Annotated in this window: 21 protein-coding genes and 3 pseudogenes; 11 read left to right on the top strand and 13 right to left on the bottom strand. The window is 66.0% G+C overall.

All coding sequences use genetic code 11. The annotated features are described in order from the left end of the window. Positions 1-114: 114 nt before the first annotated feature. Genes ACTIMF_RS08165 through ACTIMF_RS08155 form a run of 3 tightly spaced genes read left to right on the top strand, consistent with a single transcriptional unit; the run spans position 115 to position 2,736 of the window. Positions 115-780, top strand: a complete 666-nt coding sequence (locus tag ACTIMF_RS08165) for a PaaI family thioesterase (protein ID WP_442349778.1) — start codon at positions 115-117, stop codon at positions 778-780. A gap of 24 nt (positions 781-804) precedes the next feature. After that, positions 805-1,713: an amidohydrolase family protein gene (locus ACTIMF_RS08160; protein WP_442349777.1), complete on the top strand. Its 909-nt coding sequence runs from the start codon at positions 805-807 to the stop codon at positions 1,711-1,713. A 6-nt stretch (positions 1,714-1,719) separates the two neighbouring features. After that, a complete protein-coding gene (locus ACTIMF_RS08155) occupies positions 1,720-2,736 on the top strand; it encodes a TIGR03617 family F420-dependent LLM class oxidoreductase (RefSeq protein WP_442349776.1) in 1,017 nt (338 codons plus the stop codon). A 25-nt stretch (positions 2,737-2,761) separates the two neighbouring features. Here ACTIMF_RS08155 and ACTIMF_RS08150 read toward each other — a convergent pair whose 3' ends face one another. Then, positions 2,762-3,733, bottom strand: a complete 972-nt coding sequence (locus ACTIMF_RS08150) for an NADPH:quinone oxidoreductase family protein (RefSeq protein WP_442349775.1) — start codon at positions 3,731-3,733, stop codon at positions 2,762-2,764. Between the two features lie 45 nt (positions 3,734-3,778). Between ACTIMF_RS08150 and ACTIMF_RS08145 the strand changes: the two genes are divergently transcribed. Next, a complete protein-coding gene (locus ACTIMF_RS08145; protein ID WP_442349774.1) occupies positions 3,779-4,435 on the top strand; it encodes a class I SAM-dependent methyltransferase in 657 nt (218 codons plus the stop codon). On the opposite strand, the gene ACTIMF_RS08140 is transcribed toward ACTIMF_RS08145, so the two are convergent. The 7 genes from ACTIMF_RS08140 to ACTIMF_RS08110 form a co-directional block, all read right to left on the bottom strand. Further along, positions 4,432-5,472 (bottom strand): prenyltransferase, encoded by a 1,041-nt coding sequence (locus ACTIMF_RS08140; protein ID WP_442349773.1) that lies wholly within the window; start codon positions 5,470-5,472, stop codon positions 4,432-4,434. The two genes, ACTIMF_RS08145 and ACTIMF_RS08140, sit on opposite strands and share 4 nt — an antisense overlap. A gap of 2 nt (positions 5,473-5,474) precedes the next feature. Then, positions 5,475-6,188 carry a class I SAM-dependent methyltransferase gene (locus tag ACTIMF_RS08135; protein WP_442349772.1) on the bottom strand — a complete coding sequence of 238 codons (714 nt, stop codon included), beginning with the start codon at positions 6,186-6,188 and terminating at the stop codon, positions 5,475-5,477. Continuing rightward, complete coding sequence (locus ACTIMF_RS08130; protein ID WP_442349857.1) at positions 6,182-7,474, bottom strand: glycosyltransferase family 4 protein; 1,293 nt, start codon at positions 7,472-7,474, stop codon at positions 6,182-6,184. The genes ACTIMF_RS08135 and ACTIMF_RS08130 overlap by 7 nt, the downstream gene beginning before the upstream one ends. 17 nt (positions 7,475-7,491) lie before the next feature. Beyond that, a complete protein-coding gene (locus ACTIMF_RS08125) occupies positions 7,492-9,159 on the bottom strand; it encodes an FAD-dependent oxidoreductase (RefSeq protein ID WP_442349771.1) in 1,668 nt (555 codons plus the stop codon). Between the two features lie 149 nt (positions 9,160-9,308). Continuing rightward, a complete protein-coding gene (locus ACTIMF_RS08120) occupies positions 9,309-9,863 on the bottom strand; it encodes a DUF3558 domain-containing protein (RefSeq protein ID WP_442349770.1) in 555 nt (184 codons plus the stop codon). Then, positions 9,863-10,732, bottom strand: a complete 870-nt coding sequence (locus tag ACTIMF_RS08115; protein WP_442349769.1) for a DUF3558 family protein — start codon at positions 10,730-10,732, stop codon at positions 9,863-9,865. The genes ACTIMF_RS08120 and ACTIMF_RS08115 overlap by 1 nt, the downstream gene beginning before the upstream one ends. Positions 10,733-10,916: 184 nt before the next feature. Further along, a complete protein-coding gene (locus tag ACTIMF_RS08110) occupies positions 10,917-11,306 on the bottom strand; it encodes an SHOCT domain-containing protein (protein WP_442349768.1) in 390 nt (129 codons plus the stop codon). 19 nt (positions 11,307-11,325) lie between these two features. Here ACTIMF_RS08110 and ACTIMF_RS08105 point away from each other — a divergent pair. From ACTIMF_RS08105 to ACTIMF_RS08095, 3 genes and pseudogenes are all read left to right on the top strand, one after another. After that, positions 11,326-11,631: pseudogene (locus ACTIMF_RS08105) on the top strand (DUF4333 domain-containing protein); the annotation flags it as partial. Between the two features lie 12 nt (positions 11,632-11,643). Beyond that, positions 11,644-11,886, top strand: coding sequence for a hypothetical protein (locus ACTIMF_RS08100; protein WP_442349861.1), 243 nt, complete (start codon positions 11,644-11,646; stop codon positions 11,884-11,886). Positions 11,887-11,997: 111 nt separating this feature from the next. Beyond that, positions 11,998-12,447 carry a flavodoxin domain-containing protein gene (locus ACTIMF_RS08095; RefSeq protein WP_442349767.1) on the top strand — a complete coding sequence of 150 codons (450 nt, stop codon included), beginning with the start codon at positions 11,998-12,000 and terminating at the stop codon, positions 12,445-12,447. A gap of 53 nt (positions 12,448-12,500) precedes the next feature. Here the strand turns inward: ACTIMF_RS08095 and ACTIMF_RS08090 are convergent, their stop codons facing one another. After that, on the bottom strand, positions 12,501-13,346 hold the full coding sequence (locus ACTIMF_RS08090) for a DMT family transporter (RefSeq protein WP_442349766.1): 846 nt from the start codon (positions 13,344-13,346) through the stop codon (positions 12,501-12,503). Positions 13,347-13,552: 206 nt separating this feature from the next. On the opposite strand from ACTIMF_RS08090, the gene ACTIMF_RS08085 reads away from it, so the two are divergent. From ACTIMF_RS08085 to ACTIMF_RS08075, 3 genes and pseudogenes are all read left to right on the top strand, one after another. Continuing rightward, positions 13,553-13,822, top strand: coding sequence for a hypothetical protein (locus ACTIMF_RS08085; RefSeq protein WP_442349765.1), 270 nt, complete (start codon positions 13,553-13,555; stop codon positions 13,820-13,822). Further along, positions 13,819-14,301, top strand: coding sequence for a SixA phosphatase family protein (locus ACTIMF_RS08080; protein ID WP_442349764.1), 483 nt, complete (start codon positions 13,819-13,821; stop codon positions 14,299-14,301). Before ACTIMF_RS08085 ends, ACTIMF_RS08080 begins: the two co-directional genes overlap by 4 nt. Further along, positions 14,298-14,687, top strand: a pseudogene (locus ACTIMF_RS08075) (nucleoside deaminase); the annotation flags it as partial. The gene ACTIMF_RS08080 and the pseudogene ACTIMF_RS08075, both read left to right, overlap by 4 nt. Positions 14,688-14,945: 258 nt before the next feature. Here ACTIMF_RS08075 and ACTIMF_RS08070 read toward each other — a convergent pair. After that, a complete protein-coding gene (locus ACTIMF_RS08070; RefSeq protein WP_442349763.1) occupies positions 14,946-16,067 on the bottom strand; it encodes a DNA polymerase IV in 1,122 nt (373 codons plus the stop codon). 323 nt (positions 16,068-16,390) lie between these two features. Here ACTIMF_RS08070 and ACTIMF_RS08065 point away from each other — a divergent pair, with 323 nt between their 5' ends. Then, the gene (locus ACTIMF_RS08065) at positions 16,391-16,765 is read left to right on the top strand and encodes a hypothetical protein (protein ID WP_442349762.1); all 375 of its coding nucleotides are present in this window, start codon (positions 16,391-16,393) and stop codon (positions 16,763-16,765) included. A 60-nt stretch (positions 16,766-16,825) separates the two neighbouring features. Here the strand turns inward: ACTIMF_RS08065 and ACTIMF_RS08060 are convergent, their stop codons facing one another. The 3 genes and pseudogenes from ACTIMF_RS08060 to ACTIMF_RS08050 form a co-directional block, all read right to left on the bottom strand. Further along, on the bottom strand, positions 16,826-17,272 hold the full coding sequence (locus tag ACTIMF_RS08060; protein ID WP_442349761.1) for an SRPBCC domain-containing protein: 447 nt from the start codon (positions 17,270-17,272) through the stop codon (positions 16,826-16,828). A 119-nt stretch (positions 17,273-17,391) separates the two neighbouring features. Next, positions 17,392-21,348, bottom strand: a complete 3,957-nt coding sequence (locus tag ACTIMF_RS08055; protein ID WP_442349760.1) for a DNA-directed RNA polymerase subunit beta' — start codon at positions 21,346-21,348, stop codon at positions 17,392-17,394. A gap of 135 nt (positions 21,349-21,483) precedes the next feature. After that, positions 21,484-22,783, bottom strand: a pseudogene (locus tag ACTIMF_RS08050) (DNA-directed RNA polymerase subunit beta); the annotation flags it as partial.

The raw sequence follows: 22,783 nt of genomic DNA, 5'->3' as shown, positions 1-22,783 counted from the left end.
ACGTTTCAGTCGGGTCCGCTGTTACTCGATCTACTCCTGCCTGGACGGACCCAACCTGCCCCATCTTCTCCGGAGCCGCCACGTCGCGGCTCCCCCGACACTCCGAGGTGGCCGATGGACTTTCGACTCGAGGACGTCAACGCCGATGAGATCGCACGCCGGATCGGTGTGGTCGAGCCGCTCACCGACTCCGTCCGGGGCCTCATCGACGCAGTGATCCGCACCGACGTCGACGACGCGACGCTCGACGACGCGCGGCGACAGATCGACGACATCGTCGCGCGCCTGCGTACCGACCAGAAGCCGGGTGGATTCGGCGTGCCGTTCACTCGCGATCTCGTCGGCATGCCGTGGGGCAACGCAGCCATGGGCGTCCGCAACGCGATAGCGCCTCCCCTGCGGTCGGTCGGATCCGACGGCGTCGCGACCGCTGAGGTCGCGCTCGGCGCCGCATACGAGGGACCCGGCGGCCACGTGCACGGCGGCGTCTTGGCACTCCTCCTGGACCAACTCGTCGGGGAATGCGCGAGCAGCATCGATTCGGTCCCACATTTCACCGGCACCCTGACCGTGCGGTATCTCCGTCCGACCAGGCTCGGGACGATATCCCTGCGTGCCGAGATCACCGAATCGCAGGGCCGCAAGACATTCGTCCGAGCAGAGATCCGGGACGACGACGGACCGACTGCCACCTGCGAGGCGATCATGGTCCGCCCCAAGGAGTTCCCCGGACGCGATGGACTGATCGCCGCGATCGCCGAGTCTGCAGAACACGACTGACTCACGGTGGGTAGCGTCACAGGCATGTGCGAGGACCACGGGATCGAGCCGTTCTCTGCGGCCGAGGCGAGTGCCGTTCGTGAGCGTTGGGAGGGGCTCGGACTCCCCGGAATCATCGACGTCCACACGCACTTCATGCCGAGCCGCGTTCTGGACAAGGTGTGGGCGTACTTCGATTCGGCCGGACCGATGATCGGCCGCGAGTGGCCGATCACCTATCGCGCCGACGAGGAAGCGAGGGTCGAGAGGCTCCGCGACTTCGGCGTCCTCGCCTACTCGTCGATGCTCTACCCGCACAAGGCGGGGATGGCGCAATGGCTCAACTCGTGGGCCGCCGACTTCGCGGCCGGACACCCCGACTGCCTGCACACGTCGACCTTCTACCCCGAACCCGGAGCGGGCGACTACGTGCGAGGGGCGATCGACGCAGGGGCCCGGGTCTTCAAGTCGCATGTGCAGGTCGGCGAGTACTCACCGATCGATCCGCTGCTCGACGACGTCTGGGGTGCGATCGACGATGCGCAGACGCCGGTGGTCATTCACTGCGGCTCCGGTCCCGCCCCCGGTACCTTCACCGGACCCGAACCGATCGAGACCCTGATGTCCCGATTCCCGACGCTGCCGTTGATCGTCGCCCACATGGGGACCCCCGAGTACACCGAATTCCTCTCGCTCGCTGAGAGGTTCGAGAACGTCCGACTCGACACGACCATGTCGTTCACCGACTTCTCCGAGCAGGACGCCCCGTATCCCCGCGACCTGTTACCCCGCGTGGCCGACCTCGGTGACAAGATCCTGTTCGGCAGCGATTTTCCGAACATCCCGTACGGATACACGCACGCCGTCGACGCGGTGCTCCGCCTCAACCTCGGCGACGACTGGTCGCGCCGGGTCCTGCACGACAACGCGGCCCGCCTGTTCGAGATCGGATAACCGCGTATGCTCGTCGACACCACGCTCACCTGCCCACTCGGCGAGATGCCTGCACGCGCCGCCGCCGCTGAGGAGTCCGGGTACGACGGGGTGTGGACCTTCGAGGGCGCACACGACCCGTTCCTGCCGCTGCTCCTCGCCGCCGAGCACACCGAGACCCTCACTCTCGGCACGTCGATCGCCGTCGCGTTCGGGCGGAACCCATTGCTGTTGGCGACCATGGGCTGGGACCTCCAGGCGTATTCGCGCGGGCGGTTCGTGCTGGGGCTCGGCACCCAGATCAGGCCGCACATCGAACGACGCTATTCGATGCCGTGGAGTCATCCGGCCGACCGGATGCGCGACCTGGTGACCGCGGCCCGAGCCATCTGGGACAGTTGGCTCACCGGCGGACGCCTCGACCACCGCGGCGAGTTCTACACGCAGACGCTCATGCCGCCGCTGTTCCGACCGGAGGCAGGCGACGTCGACGGTTTCGGTCCCCCGCCGGTGTGGCTCGCCGGTGTCGGGCCGCGAATGACCCGAGTCGCAGGCGAAGTCGCCGACGGATTCCTGTCCCATCCGCTAGCCACTCCGGAGTTCCTGCGCAACACGACGCTCGTCGCGCTCGACGACGGCGCCGCCGGCCGCTCGCGTCCCGCCGTGCACCATTCGGCGATGGTGATCGTCGGACGCGACAACACCGAGCGTTCCGCCGCGCGGGCCGCGGTCCGGGCTCAGATCGGATTCTACGGTTCGACGCCCGCCTACCGCCGGGTCCTCGACTCGGTCGGTTTCGGCGATCTCCAACCGCGGCTCCGCGAACTCACCAGGGACGGCGACTGGCAGTCGATCGCCCGACTCGTGCCCGACGACCTTGTCGACGCCGTCGCAGTGACGGTGGACGATCCCGCCGATGGCGCGGCCGAGGTCCTGCGACGGTACGGATCGTCGGTCGATCGTCTCGGCTTCAACACCCCGTACCGCGCCGACCCCGAGTTGCTCGCCGACCTCGCTCGCGAAATCCGGCGAGTCGACGGCTAGAAGCGCTTCCCGCGACAGTCAGTTGCTACTCCGAGACGTGTACGACGGCCTTGCCCTTGATTCGACCGTTGGCGAGGTCGTCCAGTGCGGCAGGGAGTTGATCGAGTTCGTAGGTGTACGACACCGGCGGACGCATCCCCGCAGCGATCATCTCGGTGAGTTCGTCGTGCAGCAGCGCGGGAAGTCCGGGGTCCTTCTTGGTGATGTACTCGCCCCACGCCGCGCCGACGATTGAGATGTTCCGGAACAGGACACGGTTGAGTTTGACCGTCGGAATCCCACCGGCCGCGAAACCGATCACGACGTAGCGGCCGTCCGCGCCGACGGTGCGCAACGCCTCGTCGAAGACATCGCCGCCGACGGGGTCGATCAGCACGTCGACGCCGCCGTCCGACAGTTCGAGGACCTTGTCCTTCCATCCGTCGGTCAACTGCACGACCTCGTCGGCTCCGAGACCGCGCAGCATCTCCTCTTGGCCGGTGCGGTGCACCACGGCGATCACCTTGGCGCCCATGGCCTTCGCGACTAAGATCGACGCGACCCCCACGCCGCCGGCCGATCCGAGGACGGCGACGACTTCACCTGGGGCAGTCTGCGCGCGGACCTTCAACGCGAAAAGTGCCGTCTGGAAGTTGATGCCCATCGCCGCGCCCTCGTCGAACGACAATTCGGCGGGCATCGGCACGATCTGCGTCTCAGTCGCCGCGACCCGTTCACCGAACCCACCGGTGAGCGAAGTGACGAGGACACGATCGCCGACGGCGTATGCCCCACCGACTGGAACCTGCGCGAGAACACCGGCCACCTCGGTGCCCGGGATGTACGGGACCGGCGGACGGATCTGATACTTACCTTGGGACATGAGCAGATCGGGGAAGCACACGCCGCACGAACGGACGTCGACCAGGTACTGCCCGTCCTGCGCCTGGGGGGCCGGAACTTCTTGGAGTTCGAGTCCGTCGGGGCCGGTCTCGCTGACGATCATCTGAGCCTTCATGGCTTTCACCGTAGCTGTAACGCGCACCACCCGTACGATCGAGCCATGTCTTCGCCCACTGAATGCTCCACACTGCCCGCCGACCGCCGCAGGGTCGCCGACGAGACTCCGGGCTTCATGCCGTCCGATGAGGCCGACGCCTTGCACGAGGTCGCGAATCGTATTCTGTCCCAGTCTGATTCAGTAGGGATCGGAGTGGAGATCGGTACGTACTGCGGGAAGTCCACCGTTTACCTCGGCGACGCTGCGCAACGGCACGGCGCACTCATCGTGACCGTCGACCATCACCGTGGCTCCGAAGAGCACCAGCCGGGCTGGGAGTACCACGACACAGCCCTGGTCGACGAGCACGCGGGTCTCCTCGACACCGCGGCGCGATTCCGCCGCACCATGTTCGACGCGAAGCTCGAGGAGACCGTCCTCGGCCTGCTCGCTCCGTCGACGGCAGCTGCCCGCGTGTGGGGTCGGCCCGCAGACTTCGTGTTCATCGATGGCGGCCACTCGATGGAAGCCGCCCAGAACGATTACGACGGGTGGGCGCACTGGGTGCGTCCCGGCGGCGCGTTGCTCATCCACGACGTCTTCCCCGACCCGGCGGACGGCGGCCGGCCACCGTACGAGATCTACTGCCAGGCAATCGACTCCGGGCAGTTCACCGAAGCGCAAGCGCACGGCTCGTTACGCGTGCTGATCCGCGGCTAACTCACGACGCGGCTGGCGGCGACGTCTCGGAAGATCCCGCTTCCCGGCGTCGTCCGACTGATCGCATCAGCCGCGAGCACTACGGCGGCCGCGGTCCAACAACTTCGCTCCACGGGCCAGCGTTTTCCATCGGAGAAGACCAGTCCGGTCCAGTACGAGCCGTCGTCTTCGCGGAGATGCTGAATCGACTGTACGAGGTCGGCGGCCCGCCCGACCTCGCCGACGGCCTCCAACGCCATCGCGAGCTCGCATGTCTCCGCGCCCGTCACCCACGGATGGTCTTCGACGCAGCGTGCGCCGAGTCCTTCGACGACGAAGTCGGACCACCGCACAGCGAGCAGGTCGCGGCCTGCGTCGCCGCGTACCGCGCCGCCGAGCACCGGGTAGTACCAGTCCATCGAGTGGTCCGACGCAGGGTCGAGGACACTGCGGTCGACGACCCACCTTCCGAACAGCTCGCCGAGGCGCCGACTCGCAGACTCCCACGGCCGCCTCGACTCGTCGAGAATCTCGGCGATCCGTACCGCACAGTCCAATGCCGAGAAGATACTGGCGTTGCCGGTGATGAGCGCGTTCGGAAACATCTCGCCGCTCTCATGATCGGCGGCCCAGCGAAGTGCGCCGTCGTCGCGCGCGAACACCAGCGTCCGATCGATCGCAGCGCGCACTGTCGGCCACATGCGCCGCAGGAACGCCGCATCGTCGAACACCAGGAAGTGGTGCCATACCCCAACCGCGATATAGGCGCAGAAGTTGCTGTCGACGCCGGGATCGACGACACGTCCCGCCCGTAACTCGATGGGCCACGACCCGTCGGCCCGTTGGGTGCGCCGGGACCACTCGTAGGCAGCTTCGGCTTCGCGGCGTAATCCGCAGGCCGACAACGCCATCGCCGATTCGACGTGATCCCACGGATCGGTCTTGCCGCCGGGGAACCACGGCAAGGCGCCCGACGGTTCCTGCATTGCGGCGATCGAGCATCCCGTCGCCCGGACCTGGGCGGAGGTCAGCACATCGTCGATGTACGGGGCCGCCATGCCTATTCCGGTTTACGCAGGTAGATGGCGACCGATTTACCGACGAACGGATTGAGCAGTTGCTCGCCGACGCGCGTCACCCACGGTTTGCTCATCATGTCCCACACGAGCATCTTGTGGTAGCCCTTGACCAGTGGATTGTCGTCGTTCTCGACGCCGACGGCGCATTTGAGCCACCAGTACGGCGCGTGCAGCGCATGCGCATGGTCGGTCCCATGTACCTGCAGACCTGCGGCCTGTAGCTTCGCCGCCAGCTCGGAAGCCTTGTAGATACGGACGTGTCCGCCCTCGACCTCGTGGTATTCGTCCGACAGCGCCCAACAGATCTTCTCGGGCCAGAACCTCGGGACGGTGACCGCGGCCAGCCCCCCGGGTTTGAGGATGCGAGCCATCTCGGCGATCGCCGACTCGTCGTCGGGAATATGCTCGAGGATCTCCGACATTAGCACGACGTCAAATGACGCGTCCTCATAAGGCAGCCCGAGAGCGTCACCGACTCGTGCGTCGGCGTTCCCCGTCGCCGGGACCTCGCCCGCCGCGACCAGGGCCCCGAACATCTCGGAGACGTCGGCCATATCGGAGGCGCTCATGTCGAATGCGGTCACGTCGGCTCCGCGGCGCAGCATCTCGTACGAGTGCCGTCCCTGTCCGGCACCGATGTCGATGACCCGCACGCCCGGACCGACCTTGAGTCGATCGAAATCGACTGTCAGCATGGTGTTCCCTTTCGTCCACGGGTGGATTCGATCGCCGCGCGGTACCGCTCGACGGTGGCGGCGGCGACCGCCGACCAGCTGTACTTCGCCGACACGCGTTCACGGCCTCCCCGGCCGAGGCGATCGCGCAATCCGTCGTCGCCGAACAGTCGCAGGAACGCTTGTGCGAGCTGTCCGGCGTCGCCCGCATCGACCAGCACCGCGGCCTCCTCGTCCTCGCCGACTACCTCGGGAATCGCGCCAGCACGGGTCGCGACCAACGGCGTCCCACAGCTCATCGCCTCGACGGCGGGAAGGGAGAAGCCCTCGTACAGCGATGGGACGCACGCGATCTCGGCGCTCGCCAACAGCTCCGCGAGTTCCGCGTCTTCGATACCCGACACGACCGACACCCGGTCGGCGATCGACAGTTCGTCGATCAACGCGGCGGACGGACCGTTCGGGTCGAGTTTGGACACGAGCGTCAAGTGCACGGGCTGCTCGGCTGCGACTTTCGCCACCGCTTCCAATAGGTAGGACACTCCTTTGAGGGGTGCGTCAGCACTCGCGACGCACACTATGTGTCCCGGGTCGCGACCGCCGCGCGGTGCGAAGACCTCAGTGTCGACGCCGAGTGGGATGGTCGCCAGCGAGTCCTCGCTGACCCGGAATGCGCTACGGATGTCCTCTTCGCTGCTGCGCGAGACTGTCAACAACGACGGAATGCGGCGCGCGACGCGCCCCTGCATCGCGAGAAACGAATGCCACCGCCATGCGCTGACCTTCTTGATGCCGCGCGCCGCGCGCACGGCGAGGGCACGGTCGCGCGTTATCGGGTGATGGATGGTCGCGACCAGCGGGAAGCCCGCCCGTTTGACCGACAGGAGACCGTATCCGAGGCACTGATTGTCATGGACGACGTCGAACCCTCCGGTCGGGTCCCCCGCCGCTGCGCTCGCTCGACGACGCTCCTTCAACAGTCGCGCCACGCGGAGGCTGAACGTCAACGGCTCACCGAACGCCGCCGTCCACATCTGCGCGACCTCGACGACGTCGATCCAGTCTCGATACTCCTTGGGGCGCGGAGTCCGAAACGGGTCGGGCTCGCCGAACAAGTCGAGGCTCGGCACCTTCGTCAGGGTGACGCCCGCATCGAGCGCTGACTCGTCGAGGTCGGGGTACGGCTGGCCCGAGAAGATCTCCACGTCGTGCCCGAGCAGCGCGATCTCCCGTGCGAGGTGACGGACGTAGACGCCTTGGCCGCCGCAATGCGGCTTGCTGCGGTACGACAGTAGCGCGATCCGCAACCGCTCGTCGTCCGCGCTCACGCGCCCTCTCCCGCGGCCCGTTCGAGCTCGGCCAGCGAGACGAGTTTGATCCGCCGCCTGCCCACGGCCTTGCCCGCAGCCTTCTCGACGGCGTCGATCGCCTTCCATCCAGCACGATCCACGCGATTCGCTCCGCGCGAGGCCAAGAGCTCCTCGAGGCTGTCGGCGCTCACCGTCGGCGACGGCAGCTCACGGTTCGCGAAGTCGGCGAGCACCGCCTTCGCTGCTTCCTCGCCGCAATACCGATTGCGACCGATGCCGCCGGTCGGACCGCGCCTGATCCAGCCGGCCACGAACAGTCCGGGAATCCGCTCGCCGTCCGGGCGGTCGAGCACCCGCGCATCGTCGCTTGGCACAACTGCCCGCTGATCGTCGAACGGCAGACCGTCGACCGCTTGACCTCGGTACCCGACCGACCGCACCACGGCGCCCGCGTCGAGCTCGCCGGTCTCGTCAGTCGGTTCGATCGACGATCCGTCGACGTACCTGTTTCGCACGTACTGGATCTTCGCGACGCCGTCGTTGTCGCCGACGATCGCCGTCGGCGACGTCAGGAACTCGAACACGATCCGACGCTCCGCGTCGCCGACCGGCTTGTCGGCGAACTCGCGAGCCAATCGGATCTTGGTCCCCATCACCGAGTCGATCGAGTCGTCCGCTTCTGCGGCGGCGGCTTCGGCGGACAGGACCAACTCGTCCGGCATCACGACGTCGACGCCGTCGAGTTCGGTGAGAGACAGGAACTCACTGTTGGTGAAGGCTCCGTGCTCGATGCCGCGACGCGCCATGACGACCACCTCGCGCACTGCGGACTGACGCAGCGCGTCGAGCGCGTGATCGGCGATGTCCGTCCGTGCGAGCACATCGGGGTCGGTGACGAGGATGCGGGCGACATCGAGCGCGACGTTGCCGTTGCCGATGATGACGACGCGCTCCGACGACAGATCGAACGTGCGGTCCGCGTGGTCGGGATGGCCGTTGTACCAGGCGACGAAGTCGGTGGCGGCGATCGACCCGGGCAGATCTTCGCCGTCGATGCCGAGACGACGATCGTGCGCGGCCCCGCCCGCGTACAGCACAGCACCGAAGCGTTCGCGAAGCTCGTCCACGGTGATGTGGACCCCGACCTCGACGTTCAGGTGGTAGGTGAAATTGGCCTTCTTCTCCACCGCAGCGAAGGTCGACTCGACCCCCTTGGTCTTCGCGTGATCGGGTGCGACGCCTGCGCGCACCAGACCGTAGGGCGTGGGCAGCCGATCGAACATGTGCACCTTGACCTGGCGCTTCTTGACCAATTCCTCGGCCGCGTAGAAGGCGGCCGGCCCCGCGCCGACGATCGCGACGTCCAGTTCCTCGTCGTCGGGCAGCTTCGGCGCCTTGGGATGCTTCACCAGGCCCCCGTCGACGTCGTGGTCTTTGTAGTAGTCGGCGTTGATCTGCAGGTACGGCTCGTCGAACTCTTCGAGTTGATCATCGGGGACGATAGCGTCAACCGGGCACTCGTCGATGCACGCGCCGCAGTCGATGCACGTCTCCGGGTCGATGTAGAGCATCTCCGCTGTGAGGAATTCCGGCTCGTCCGGCGTCGGATGAATGCAGTTCACCGGACACACCGCCACGCATGACGCGTCGTTGCAGCACGGGCGGGTGATTATGTGCGCCATCTGGTCTTTTCCTCCAAGCCGAGAACCGGCGATCCGCAGGGGGAACGTGTTCTAATTTTGCCCTCCAGGATAGCGTAATGCGTCACACCGAAAGCAGGCGGACCCGCGTACAGATCGGGACTCCGGGTTGACGCCAGACGCCGACATCGTTAGAAGGCCCCCGACAGAATCAACTCCATCAGCTTGATCGGCGCATCGCACGCGTCGCCGCGGGCAGCACCGGACGGCTCGACCCACCAGGTGTACACACCACCGCTCGGAGCCTTGGAAGTGACGCCGCAGACGTCCGGCCGCTTCGGGTCGCGAGCAGTGAACGCCGCCTGGCTCCGCACCGTGACGTTCTCGGTGGTGTACCCGAGCCGCTTGGCGGTGTCCTTCTCGTGGTTGTACGACCCCCACTCGAACCAGTTGAACATCACCTCGACTGCGCTGGGCGCCATGACAGTCCACCGACAGTTGGCTCCGAAGAAGCTGGGATCGGCGATCTGCCCGCCGACCGCCTCTGCTATCTGATTCGCGGGGAGGATTTCACATTCGGCGAGGAGGTTCTCGAACTCGTCAGTGTCGACGTCTCCGGTGTCGGCTCCAACGTCTCGCCCCTCACGCACGGGGGCACCGTCGACGTCGCACGCGCCGACACCGATCACCGTGGCGATCGCAACAGCCGCCGCGACGCCTGCCCGCCGCATTCGGAAACCCGCCATCACGACGCCCCCTTCACGACCGTTTCGGTGAGACGTTTAGTCGCCGCACACGTCTCGTCGGTGGTCTTGGTCGACGTCCCGTCCGGCGATGCGGACTGCACCGAGATCTCGATGAAGTCGGCATCCCATGCGACGCCGATCTCGCAGATCGAACTGTGGTGGGCAATGAAGCCTGGCTGGCCATCGATCTCGTAGTCCTGCGTCGAATCGCGCGACAACTGCTCAGTTCCGCGTTCCCGCCCGATCGGCGACCCGCGGTACCAGTTGAACGAGACGGACGGCGCGCCGGCCGAACCACGCCGCCACTCGCAGGCCGACGGGTTGTTCACGATCTCGTCCAGTCCGGCGAGGCCGGTGAGACGGACCACGTCGTCGGCAGTGAGACCACCGCACCGCTCGAAGTCCGGACCGGTGCCCGTCTTAGGTTCCGGCGTGGAGTTCACCGCGTCGGACGTCCCGTCGCCGCCGCAGGCCGACAGCCCCAACGCAGCGACCGCAAGAACGACCATCGTCGCCCCGCGGAACCGGTCGAGTTCGCGGCGCTCGCGTTTGGTCGGCCGGCCCGCCCCTCGGTCACGGCGCGGAATCGACGCGATCACTTCTCGTGGCGGCGGCGGAGGGCTGTGATCTATGTAGTTCTGTGCGGCGACGGATGCGGAGACTCGTTTGCTGATCAGACCGGTCACTTCGACGATGCGTTCACGTGCGCCTTGGCGAACGCTCACGCGGTCGCCGATCGAGACGGTCGTCGAGGCCTTCACCGGGGCACCGTTGAGTCGGACGTGGCCGCCCCGACATGCGGCGCCCGCGGCAGAGCGGGTCTTCGTCAATCGGATCGCCCAGATCCAACTGTCGATGCGGGTCGCCATGGGCAGTCCCCTCTCGCAGAACGCAGTGATCGGTTCGCGTCCCAGAGTATCGGTCCGTGACGGTGGACACGGCGCGCCCACGATCGTTCGACCGACGGGTTTCAGGAGAACACTGCGGCCACCCGGCGCGAAGAGCCGGGCGGAATGGCGATGGCCGTTCCGCCCGGGCTCGTCTCAGAACGCCTCAGGCAGCGAGCGCCTTCGACTTAAGTACCTCGTACTCCTCCTGCGAGACGACGCCCGCATCGAGCAACGACTTCGCGGTCGCGATCTGGTGCGCAGGAGAGGTCTGACCCGCAGCATGTTGGATGTACTGCTCTTGCGACCGCGCCGCTGCGACGGCCGCCGCATGACTTCGTTCGGTCATGCCTTGACCGCGCGCGAGGATGTACACGAACGCCGTCAGGTACGGGAAGATCACCAATGCGACGATCCACACGACCTTCCATCCGGCACTCAACTTGTGGTCCCGGAACAAGTCGCTGAGGATCATGAACAACACGATCAGATATGCGATGAATGCGAAAATCACGAGGGTGTACCAGAGCACACCCCAGAACGAACTCCAGTCCACTTTCGTGCACCTTTCTTAAATGTCGGTAATGACCAAATATCGGCAATGCCACAGTATCCCGCACACCGTCGTCTCGACGCCGAACACGCACTCCACAGATGACCTGCGACGACGACCGGGTGACAGCGTCATTCGAACAATGGACAAAATACACATAAACGGGCAAATAGTTGCGTGCGAGATTAGGCTTTGCGGCTACGCGAAGTTCCCCCGGACAGTCTCGGCCGTCGAGTGCGACGATCCTGGAAAAGACCCTAAGGTCGGCACCACGTTTCAATGCGTCGCCGACGTCGACGGCACCGACGTCCGAGTCGACGTCACCACCACCAGCGAAGACATGGACGTCAAATACCAGACGGTCGACACCTTGTATGACATGGCCTTCGCGTCGAAGACGCTCGCACCGTCCGTTTCGCAACAACTCGGCCTCCAGGTGACCGTTAACTGTGGAAACGGCCTCAAGGCGCTGACTCCCGGATCGACGTACGAGTGCGCGGTGTCGAACGACGCCGGGCAGTCGGACACCCTGACGTACTTCGTCACCGAAGGCGGCGGCCAGGACCGCTGGGAGATCAACTGAGCGCCCTGTGACATTGACCTAAAGTCCCTGGTCGAGGTTCGACGCGACGACGAGGTTACGATACCGTAATCGTCGTCGTTGACCCCGAACCTTCCCAGGAGATGCCCGATTATGGCAGCTGTCATCCTCTACGGCACCGAGACCGGTACAGGCGAACTCGTCGCCGACGCCATCGCCGACGTGCTGGCCGCCGACCACGATCCGTCGATCTTCGACATGGCCGAGTACGCCGCCGAAGACCTGAACACCGACGACTTCCTCGTTGTGGTCTGCTCGACGTACGGCGAAGGCGAACTCCCGTCGAGCGCACTGCCCCTCGCGGACGAACTGGACGAAGACAAGCCGGATCTCGCGGGTCTGCGCTTCTCTGTGTTCGGACTCGGCGACACTGTCTACGACGACACATTCAACCGTGGCGGCGAGGTCATGGCCGAGAAGCTGACAGCGCTGGGTGCTGTCGAGGTAGGCGAGCACTACCGCCACGACGCGTCGAGCGCGGAGAAGCCCGCCAAGGCGGCCGAGGCCTGGGCCGAGCGACTCAAGCCGGTCATCGACCAATAGACCAGTCGGCGAGGGCCTGAATCGGGCGCCGAGGGGCCTGAAGCCTCCCCTGTTCACCGATCCGCGGGCACCGGCTCACGCTGGTCCCCGCGGATCGCTGCATGTTTGGCCAGCTTCACCACTGCCACCACCGAGAGCGCCAGGATCGCGGCCAAAAGGACCGTCGCGGACACCCCGACCTTCAGAGTCTCGCCAAGGAGCGCGACGCCTAGGACCATCGCGACCGTAGGCTCCATGACGTTCATCGCCGGAAACGACGTCTGCAGATCGCCAGCACCGAATGCACGTTGTTGTGCGACCACGGCGAGCAATACCACCGGGACCAGCAGGTACACCTCGAAGTGGACGAACACCGACAACGGAGCGTCGACCACCCGAAATGCCACGGCCTTGATGAGCAGCGACGACACCCCGAACAACGCGCCGGACGCCAGCCCGTACAGCAGCGACTTGTGGTGCCTATTGCTGCACCGCTCGGCGACCACGACAAGCGCGATCAGGCCCGCAACCACGGCTCCGACCGTGCATCCCATGATCACTACGTCAGGTCGACGGTCGGTCGAGACGGGGCGCGCGATCAGCAAGAAGGCGACGACGCACACCACGAGGGCTCCTCCCCACGCCCATTCGGACCGGCGGGGGTTCCGATGGTCGGCCCAGGCCTCCAACGGCAGAGCGAACAGCACCGCGAGGACGACGAGCGGTTGCACGAGGAGGATGGACCCGAGGCCCAGCGCCGATGCCTGGAGGAGGAAGCCGGAGAACGCGATCGAGGCACCGATCCACCATCCGGCAGCGATGGCTCCGCTCGCCGCAGACGACCGCTGCCGTAGCACGGTGCCTGCCGCGATCAACAACGCTGCGGCGATGGCCAACAGTGCGGGAACCCAGGTATGCATCCCGCCCAGACTATCGGGCAGCAACGGCTCACAATACGTTCGCGACCGCGTCGAGCGGATATGTCACATATGCGGATGAGAAGGTCCGTGACCACATCACCCGCGCTCCGCGTCTCCACAGTTTTGCGCACCTCCGCAGAATTGCGCGCCTCCACAGAATTGCGCGCCTCCACAGAATTGTCAGGGGTCGGATCTACCGTTGACTCATGTATCGCAGCGAACTGGAGCGCCTGATCACTCTGTCGTCGGCGGAGATCGACGCCGCCTGCCGCGGCGAGCGGCTACCGAGTCTCGTCACACGATGCGTCGACGAACACCTCGAGTTGGCCGAGTTGGCGGACGAGGCGGCCAGCTCCTGCGACATCGACGCCCACGCGTACTACACGCAAGAGGCGGCTGCTTGGCGCGCGACCGCACAGACGCTGCGGACAATGGCGACCGAGTCCCCGGTTCACCGTGCCGAAGGTGCGGCGTGAGCCGAACCCTGATCCTGCTCCGGCACGGCAAGAGCGACTATCCGCTCGGCGTCCCCGACCACGAGCGGCCGCTCAACGAGCGCGGTCGCCGTCAGGCTGCGCTCGCAGGCGACTGGATCCGTGACGACGGACTCCACGTCGACGCCGTCCTCTGCTCGACGGCCACCCGTACCCGCGCGACTCTGGAACGGACCGGGATCGACGCACCGACCGACTATCTCGCCGAGATCTACGGCGGGACGCCCGACGAACTGCTCGAACTGCTTCGGATTCATGCGCCGACAGGCGCCGAGACGATCTTGATGGTCGGGCATTTCCCTGGCATGCCCGAGACCGCACTGACACTCGACGCCGACGGGGCAATCGACCGGTTCCCGACATCGGCGTACGCGGTGGTGAGGGTGGGCGTCGAGTGGAACCGGATCGGGCTCGATGTCGACCAGGACGCGAAGCTGGTCGCGCTCAGAATTCCCCGATAACGTCGGAGCGTGGCCTCCCTGACCACCGTCGCCCCCCGAGAGATCTCATTCACCTGCGCCGTTGCGTCGATCTGGCGCGCGAAGCTGCTGATGCGGGCGACGAGCCGTTCGGCTCACTACTCGTCGACGACCGCGGGCGCGTGGTGTTCGAGGACCGCAACCGCGTGTCCAGCGGTGACGCGACCCGGCATCCCGAGCTGGCGATCGTGATGTGGGCCGTCGAGAATCTGTCACCAGCACAGCGTGCGCGGTCGGTGACGTACACGTCCGGCGAGCACAGCTCGATGTGCTCGGCGGCCCATGCCTGGGTAGGGCTCGGCCGCATCGTCTACGCAGGCAGCACCGCGCAGCTGGGGCAATGGCGATCGGAGTGGAAGGTGCCTGCATCGGGCGACGTCGCAGGCGCGCGCGCCGCGATCTCGGCGGGCGCGGACCTCGAAGCCAGGGACCGTCTGGGACGCACGCCTCTCGTCGCCGCCACCACGAACCGCGACGCAGCGCTCGCGATTGCCCTTCTCGACGCGGGCGCCGATCCGACGATCGGCGATGCGGACGGCGTGACGCCGAGGCAGCACGCCGTCGCGCACGGGCAGACGGCTCTCGTCGCGGAGTTCGATCGCGCGCGGTGGCCGTCGCCCGCCGCGTCACACGTCGAGCAGTTCCAGTCGGACCGCCAGGAGTCGCACGGGACGTTCCAGGTCGAAGGCGTCGACGAGGCCGTCGACGACTGGGCCGATCACTGAGAAATCGATGCTCGGCTCTGCCATCTTCCGCATCTTGGTGCGAGTGTGGAACGTCGACGTCCGAACCGTGAGACCGACCCGGAACGGGATCCGGCCTTCGGCGACGACCTGCTCGAGTACCTCGTGAGTCAGCGTGGTCGCTGCGGCACGGACCTGTTCGCGATCGGTCAGGTCCTCGGGGTACGTCCGCGATCGTGAGTGCGACTTCGCGGTCCACGGTTCCATCGCGATCGTGTCGTCGCCTCCTCCGCGGCACAAGACGTACAGCCAGTTGCCCTGACTCGGCCCGAACAGTTCGATCAGCTCCTCGCGTGCGACTCCCTGCAGTCGTGCCACGGTATCGATCCCGTGGTCAGCGAGTCTCGTGGCCGTCTTCGGGCCGACGCTCCACAGGTCACGGCACGCTCGGGGCCCCATGAGGGCGTTCCAGTTCGCGTCGTCGAGTGCGAACACCCGATCGGACGGCGCTGCGTCGGCCGACCGCACGGCCGCCTTCGCGAGCCCAGCCGCCATCTTGGCACGCTGTTTGTTGTCGGAGACGCCGAGGCAGCACGGAAGACCGGTCGCATCCGAGACCGTCCGGCGGATCCGCTCCGCGAGCGCGACGATCTCGGTCCGGTCGTGGCTCGGCACACTGTCTCGAGCGTCGACACCGAGGTAGGCCTCGTCGAACCCCCATACCTCGACCGGGCGCCCCGACTCCCGAAGCACGTCCATCACGCGAGTCGACACCTGCGTGTAGTACTCCATGTCGAGCGGGAGGAACACCGCATCCGGGCACTTCTTCTTCGCTGCAGGCAACGGCAGCCCGGCGCGGGCACCCGCGGCACGCGCTTCGTACGACGCGCACGTGACGACCTGTCTGCCGCGCGACGGATCGCCGTCGCCGCCGACGATGACCGCGGCACCGACCAGCTCGGGTCGGCGCAGGCGTTCGGCAGAGACCTGGAACTGATCCAGGTCGATGTGCAGCAACCATCGGAATCTCGACGACGACCGTTCTCGGTCCGTGCGCTCGGCCACGATCTCCACTGTAAGAGGCCATAGGCACCTCATCTGACCGAACTGCACTGACGGGCACGCATCGATCGAACAACAAAGGTGTAACGCGGTTCGGCGCAGCGGCCGCCCATCCCGCATCGCCGCGCCGCCGTCCATGCATCGGGTGATCGGCAACCATGTGCTACACCCGGTGGGAAACCAGCGGGGCTCCCCTCCTTCTACATGCTGCCGGGAGCAGGTGGCGCCGAGGACGGCGTCTCCTGGTACCACAACGGCGGCACCCAGAACTTCTTCGCCGGTAAGCGGCTGAACGTCGCCCTGCCGATCGGCAGCAAGTTTTCTATGTGGACGGACTGGACGCCCCCGACCCGGTACTCGCCTCGTACGGCGGCTGCCCGCGTGCCAGCGATCGGCTCGGTATCCTCGCGAACACCGCGGTCGTCTCGCGCGGCGGCGGGAACACGGCCAACATGTGGGGGCCACCCGGCACCGCCCAGTGGCGACGCCACGATCCGATCGTCAATGCGGGCAGACTCCGCGGCACGGCGATCTATCTCTCGGCGGGCTCCGGTATTGCGGGCCCGGTGGACGGCAGCATCCTCCGCAACGGCGGCGGGTTCGTCGGAGGCAACGTGATCCCCCACCGATTCGTCCACCGCCGCGACGGCGTCCATACCTGGGCCTGTTCAACGCCGACCTCCGCGGCTCATGGCCGATGATCGCTGGGTCGATCGGCGCGTGACGGCATCGTTCGCCGTTCCGTCGGCGCAGGGGAGCCCTTACCGACTGACTGCCTCGGCTCGAGCACCGAGCGCCTGCGTCGCCGCGGCGAACTTGCCGACCATCGACTTCCCTAACAGGGCCTTCACGACCACCGAGAGCGCACCGTTGATCTCGAAGTGTGACTCGTACCGGGAGCGCCCGGCGTCGAGTTCGACGACTCGCTGTCGGCGAAGGCTCCTCACGAGCCCGAACGGCGCCGGCTTCATCCGATAGGTGAACCAGCGGTTCGCCTCGTCGACTTCGTCGATGAACTCGCGCTGGCGCATCGGCCCGCCCGGGCCGAGGTCGACCTTCATATCGATCGGAGCGCCCGGCGTGAACGCGGTCGAGCATTCCAGCTGGAAGGGATTCCATTCGCGGTATGCGTCGAAGTCGGTCAGCACTCGCCAAACAACGTCGGCGGGTACGTCGACCTCGATACTGTCGTCAGTCACAAAGCTCATGCCGCCACTTTAGAACACGTTCTAGAGGGTGGGCAGGCTCGACTCCGCTCGACCAGCGAGGCGGCGGGAGATCACGAGGAGGCCCCCACCTCGCGGTGGGGGCCTCCTCGTTCAGCGGATCAGCGGAAGTCGCCGCCGAAACCGTAGTCGTCCAGCGGGACGGCCGCACCACTCGGAGCACCGAACGGGCTGTCCGGGCTGTAGTAGGTGTCGTCGTACGTCGGCAGCGCGTACGCCGCGGCGCGCGCCTCCTCGGTCGGCTGAACCTGGATGTTGCGGTAGCGGTCGATGCCGGTACCGGCCGGGATCAGCTTACCGATGATCACGTTCTCCTTGAGGCCGACGAGCTTGTCGCTGCGGCTGTTGATCGCCGCATCGGTCAAGACACGCGTCGTCTCCTGGAACGATGCCGCCGACAGCCACGAGTCCGTAGCCAGCGACGCCTTCGTGATGCCCATGAGAACTGGACGGCCGGCAGCCGGCTCCCCGCCCTCGGAGACCACCGAACGGTTGGCGGCCTCGAACTCGGCGCGCTCGGTCAACGAACCCGGCAGGAACTCGGTCGCACCGGAGTCGATGATCGTCACGCGACGGAGCATCTGGCGGACGATCGTCTCCACATGCTTGTCGTGGATGGACACGCCCTGGCTGCGGTACACCTCCTGGACCTCGTTGACGAGGTGGATCTGCACCTGGCGCGGACCCATCACGCGAAGGACCTCGTGCGGATCGGCAGCGCCTTCCATGAGCTGCTGGCCGACCTCGACATGGTCACCGTCGGTCAACAGACGCTCGGTGCCGTCGTCGTGCTTGAAGACACGCATGCGCTGGCGCTTCGAGATCTTGTCGTAGACGACCTCGTCGCTGCCGTCGTCGGGGACGATCGTGATCTTGTAGAAACGATCGTCGTCCTCGATGGAGACGCGGCCGGACACCTCGGCGATCGGAGCCTTGCCCTTCGGCACGCGAGCCTCGAACAGCTCGGTGACACGCGGCAGACCACCGGTGATGTCGTCACCGACGCCACCCTGGTGGAAGGTACGCATCGTCAGCTGAGTACCGGGCTCACCGATCGACTGGGCGGCGATGATGCCGACTGCTTCGCCGATGTCGACGAGCTTTCCGGTCGCCATCGAACGGCCGTAGCAGTACGCACACACTCCGGTGCCGGTCGCGCAGGTGAGGACCGAACGGACCTTCACCTCGGTGACACCCGCCGCGAGGAGAGCCTCGATCGCCGGGTCGCCGAGGTCGTGGCCCTTCTCGATGACGACCTTGCCGTCGGCGTCGAGTGCGTCCACCGCCAGCGTACGAGCGTACGCAGAGGTCTCGACGTGCGCGTCACGGATGAGCGTGCCGTCAGCCTGCCGCTCCGCGAGCGGCACGTTGATGCCGCGCTCGGTGCCACAGTCCTCTTCGCGGACGATGACGTCCTGCGAGACGTCGACGAGACGACGAGTCAGGTATCCCGAGTCCGCGGTACGCAAAGCGGTGTCGGCAAGACCCTTACGAGCACCGTGCGTGTTGATGAAGTACTCGGCGACGGTCAGACCCTCACGGAACGACGACTTGATCGGACGCGGGATGAACTCACCCTTCGGGTTCGTCACCAGGCCCTTCATGCCCGACAGGTTGCGCACCTGCGTCATGTTGCCGGTGGCGCCCGACTTCGGGATCATCGTGATCGGGTTGTCGTCCGGGTAGTAGTCCTCCAGAGCCTGGCCGACCTCTTCGGTCGCCTGCTTCCAGATCTCGACCAGAGCGTCGCGCCGCTCCTCAGTGGTCAGACCACCGCGCTGGTACTTGCGCTCAAGCCCGTCGGCCCGCTCCTCGTAACGCTCCAGGATCTCGGCCTTGGCCGGCGGGACCAGAACGTCCGACATCGAGACCGTGACGCCCGAACGCGTCGCCCAGTAGAAGCCGACGTCCTTCATCTTGTCGACGGTCTGCGCGACGACGATCATCGGGTAGCGCTCGGCGAGATCATTGATGATCACGGCCTGACGCTTCTTCGGCATCTGCTCGTCGATGAACGGGTAGTCCGGCGGGAGCAGCTCGTTGAAGAGCACGCGGCCCAGGGTGGTCGTGGTCTCCCACGCCATGCCCTTGCGCCAGCCGTCGGAGAACAGTTGAGCTTCGAGTTCTGCGGGCGGACGCTGATCGGTCAGACGCACCTTGATCGACGCCTGGATGCTCAACGCACCGAGGTCGACGGCCATCTGAGCTTCGGCCGGGCTTGAGAACACGCCGCGCTCGACGTCGTCGCCGGTCTCCGGCTTGTACTCGCCCTTCTCCCCCGGCTTCTGGGTGGTCAGGTAGTACAGACCGGTCACCATGTCCAGACGAGGCATGGCGAGCGGGCGGCCCGACGCAGGCGACAGGATGTTGTTCGAGGACAGCATCAGGATGCGAGCCTCGGCCTGCGCCTCCGCCGACAGCGGCAGGTGCACGGCCATCTGGTCACCGTCGAAGTCGGCGTTGAACGCTTCACAGACGAGCGGGTGCAGCTGGATCGCCTTGCCCTCGACAAGCTGCGGCTCGAATGCCTGGATGCCCAGGCGGTGCAGCGTCGGCGCACGGTTCAGCAGAACCGGGTGCTCGGCGATGACCTCTTCGAGGACGTCCCACACGGCGGGGCGCTGACGCTCGACCATGCGCTTGGCCGACTTGATGTTCTGCGCCTGGTTCAGGTCGACCAGACGCTTCATCACGAACGGCTTGAACAGTTCGAGCGCCATCAGCTTCGGCAGACCGCACTGGTGCAGCTTGAGCTGGGGGCCGACGACGATGACGCTACGACCCGAGTAGTCGACTCGCTTGCCGAGGAGGTTCTGGCGGAAACGACCCTGCTTGCCCTTGAGCAGATCAGAGAGCGACTTAAGCGGACGGTTACCCGGTCCGGTGACCGGACGTCCGCGACGGCCGTTGTCGAACAGTGCGTCCACCGACTCCTGAAGCATGCGCTTCTCGTTGTTGACGATGATCTCGGGCGCGCCCAGATCGATCAGTCGCTTGAGTCGGTTGTTGCGGTTGATGACGCGGCGGTACAGGTCGTTCAGGTCGGACGTCGCGAAGCGACCACCATCGAGCTGAACCATCGGCCGGAGCTCCGGCGGGATCACCGGCACGGCCTCGAGGACCATGCCCTTCGGCTCGTTGCCCGAACGCTGGAACGCCGCGACAACCTTCAGTCGCTTCAGCGCACGCAGCTTCTTCTGGCCCTTGCCGCTGCGGATCGTCTCGCGCAGGTTCTCGGCCTCGGCGTCGATGTCGAAGGTCTCGAGGAGCTTCTTGATCGCCTCGGCGCCCATCGCACCGGTGAAGTACTCGCCGAACCGGTCCTCCAACTCGCGGTACAGCTTCTCGTCGATGATCAGCTCGCCCGGGGACAGCTTGGTGAACTTGTCCCAGATCTCGTCGAGAGCCTCGACCTCGCGGTTGGCGTGGTCACGCATGCGCTTGAGCTCGCGCTCACCGCCGTCGCGGACTTTGCGCTTCGCGTCGGCCTTGGCGCCCTCGGCCTCCAGCTCGGCCAGGTCGGCCTCGAGCTTGGTCTGGCGCTCGGCCAGTGCGGCTTCGAGATCGTCCATGATCGCCTTGCGCTCGACGCCGACCTCGGCCTCACGAGTCGAGAGCTCGGCGTGACGCAGCTCGTCGTCGACCGACGTGATCACGTAGGCAGCGAAGTAGATGATCTTCTCGAGATCCTTCGGCGCCAGGTCGAGCAGGTAGCCGAGACGGCTGGGCACGCCTTTGAAATACCAGATGTGCGTGACCGGTGCGGCCAGCTCGATGTGGCCCATGCGCTCACGACGCACCTTGGCCTTGGTCACCTCGACACCGCAGCGTTCACAGATGATGCCCTTGAAGCGGACTCGCTTGTATTTACCGCAGTAGCACTCCCAGTCCCGAGTCGGACCGAAGATCTTCTCGCAGAAGAGTCCGTCCTTCTCCGGCTTCAGGGTGCGGTAGTTGATGGTCTCCGGCTTCTTGACCTCACCGTACGACCAGGTGTGGATATCGTCGGCCGTCGCCAGACCGATCTTCAGTTCGTCGAAAAAGTTTACGTCGAGCAATCTATTGCCCTTCCTCAGAAAGCTAATCAGCTCTATAAGCGTCGAGGTCTAAGTCGTGTCGTCGGGGGCGGCTCCGTCCCGTGAACCGATGGTCAGACCAGCGGATTCACGGGGACGGAGTTCCCCATGCGTGGATCAGTTCGCGAGGTCGTCGACCGTGGCGTTCTCGTTACGCGAGAGGTTGATGCCCAGATTCGCGGCGGCCCGCTCGAGGTCTTCGTCGTCGCTGTCGGCCATCTCGATGGCTGCACCGTCGGACGACAGCACCTCAACGTTCAGACAGAGCGACTGAAGCTCCTTGAGCAAGACCTTGAACGACTCCGGGATACCCGGCTCCGGGATGTTCTCGCCCTTGACGATCGCCTCGTACACCTTCACGCGACCGACGACGTCGTCCGACTTGATGGTCAGAAGCTCCTGGAGCGTGTACGCGGCGCCATACGCCTGCATCGCCCAGCACTCCATCTCACCGAAGCGCTGTCCACCGAACTGCGCCTTACCACCGAGCGGCTGCTGCGTGATCATCGAGTACGGACCGGTCGACCGCGCGTGGATCTTGTCGTCGACCAAGTGGTGCAGCTTGATGATGTACATGTAGCCAACCGCGACCGGGTACGGGAACGGCTCGCCGGAGCGACCGTCGAACAGGGTCGCCTTGCCGTCCGCACCGACCATGACGTCGCCGTCACGGTTCGGCAGGGTCGAGCCGAGCAGACCCGCAAGCTCGTCGTCCTTCGCGCCGTCGAACACCGGAGTCGCGGTGTTCGTGTTCGGCTCGGCCGAGCGCATGTCGGCGGGCAGACGCTTGGCCCACTCCTCCTCGAGCTTCTCGGTGTCGATGTTCCAGCCAGCCTTGGCGACCCACCCGAGGTGCGTCTCCAGGATCTGACCGATGTTCATACGACGCGGAACACCGTGGGTGTTCAGGATGATGTCGACGGGTGTGCCGTCAGGCAGGAACGGCATGTCCTCCTGCGGGAGGATTCTGCCGATGACACCCTTGTTGCCGTGGCGGCCGGCCAGCTTGTCGCCGTCCTGGATCTTGCGCTTCTGCGCGACGTACACGCGGACCAACTCGTTGACGCCGGGGGCGAGATCGTCGTCGTCGTCACGGCTGAACACGCGGACGCCGATGACCTTGCCGGTCTCGCCGTGCGGAACCTTCAACGAGGTGTCGCGGACCTCGCGCGCCTTCTCACCGAAGATCGCGCGGAGCAGACGCTCCTCCGGGGTCAGCTCGGTCTCGCCCTTCGGCGTGACCTTGCCGACCAGCACGTCGCCGTCGCGGACCTCGGCGCCGATGCGCACGATGCCACGCTCGTCGAGGTCGGCGAGGACCTCATCAGAGACGTTCGGGATGTCACGAGTGATCTCCTCGGCACCGAGCTTGGTGTCGCGGGCATCGATCTCGTGCTCCTCGATGTGGATCGAGGTG

Origin of the sequence: Gordonia sp. (in: high G+C Gram-positive bacteria) (genome assembly GCF_052106715.1) — a bacterium.
In the GTDB taxonomy this organism is placed as follows: domain Bacteria; phylum Actinomycetota; class Actinomycetes; order Mycobacteriales; family Mycobacteriaceae; genus Gordonia.
This window is presented reverse-complemented; position numbering and strand designations above follow the sequence as displayed.